General features: G+C 70.3%; 1 protein-coding gene and 1 pseudogene. One reads left to right on the top strand and one right to left on the bottom strand.

Translation table 11 applies throughout. From position 1 onward, the window contains the following. Positions 1-461: pseudogene (locus AC5LUJ_RS00900) on the bottom strand (hypothetical protein); the annotation flags it as partial. A gap of 342 nt (positions 462-803) precedes the next feature. On the opposite strand from AC5LUJ_RS00900, the gene AC5LUJ_RS00895 reads away from it, so the two are divergent. Beyond that, the gene (locus AC5LUJ_RS00895; protein WP_250280456.1) at positions 804-980 is read left to right on the top strand and encodes a hypothetical protein; all 177 of its coding nucleotides are present in this window, start codon (positions 804-806) and stop codon (positions 978-980) included. Positions 981-1,342 lie beyond the last annotated feature (362 nt).

Below are 1,342 nucleotides of genomic sequence, written 5' to 3'. Positions count from 1 at the left end.
CCGGGAAGCGGCACGGCCAACACGGGCAGGTCGATGGCGACCGTCCGCCAGCCCTCGTAGACCTCCTCGGACGGGAACCCCCGCGCGGCCAGGGCCTGTGCGGCACCGACGAGCTGCTCGTACGTCCGCTGGTCGTCGACCTCGTCGGCACGCTCCTCCCGCGCGGCGTACCGGCGCACGACCGTGCCGCCGACCCGCAACGACGCGCCGCCTGACAGCGGGGCGGCTGGCGGTGCGCCCTCCGACGGTGCGTCAGCCGACGGTGCGTCAGCCGCGGACACGGCGGCTGACGAGGTGGTCCCGCCCAGGATGCGCGTCAGCGTCCAGGCGCGCACGAAGGTGACGGTGTGTGGCTCGTCCAGATCGGTGGTGGGCAGAGCACCCACATACTCCTCCAGAATCCTGACCACCTGTTCGACGGTCGCAGGACCCGGTTCCGCGCCGCCTTTACCCAGACCCATCTACAACATCCTCTCCAGATATGTGGATAACTCCGGACCGTGACAACCGGAGCATGACAGCCAATGACAACCGAACCGTGACAACCGCGGGCCGGCTCGCGGAACCGATAGCGCATCATCCCGGACGATGCGGTCGCTTCCGGCACCGGGGTGCTCACGAGACATCGCCGACACATACGCCCACAAGGTGTTTGCGCACCCGACCGGGAGCAAAGATCGACCAATCCGCTGATCGGGAATGGGGCGTCCCGGTGGGGCGCCGGGCACGACGCCCGTGCGGGCCGCCGCCCGGACGCGCTCCCCACGAGCCCCGCGGGCCCCTCGGCCCGGGAAAGGACCATCATGCGTACCCGGGTACAGGTCCCCTTCGCCGCCCTGATCTGGTTCGCCGTCGGCATCATCGTCGCGATCAACAGGGACTACCAGGTGCACACCGGATCCCAGCTCGCCACCTTCGTGCTGGCCGTGACCAGCTGGCCGGTCCTGCTCCTCGGCGGCAGCGTGCAGATCCAGCTCTGACCGGCGCCCGCGCCCGGGCCGCCTCCCTCGCACGGGCGCCGGCCGGCTGCCTGACCGGGCCCGGCTCACCTCCCGTGGGCACCCCTGGGCGGAGAGCCACGCCGGCAACGGTGACGGCACAACGGTGACGGCACCCGCGGTGGCAACGCCGGTGACGACGCCACGCCGGTCGGAACCGGGGATTCGGCCGGCCCGACACGCCCGCTACCAGTGCTCCGCCACCGGGCGTGTCGGGGTATGTGCCGGCCGCGGCAAAGGAGGGCATCTCGTGATTACCCGGGACCTGCGGGTCGAACCGTTCCAGCTCGGGCTAGAATCTGTTTGCAGAATATGACGTGCGGTTACAGGCATCCCAGTCCAGA

Source organism: Protofrankia sp. CiP1_Cm_nod3 (genome assembly GCF_982290655.1).
This window is presented reverse-complemented; position numbering and strand designations above follow the sequence as displayed.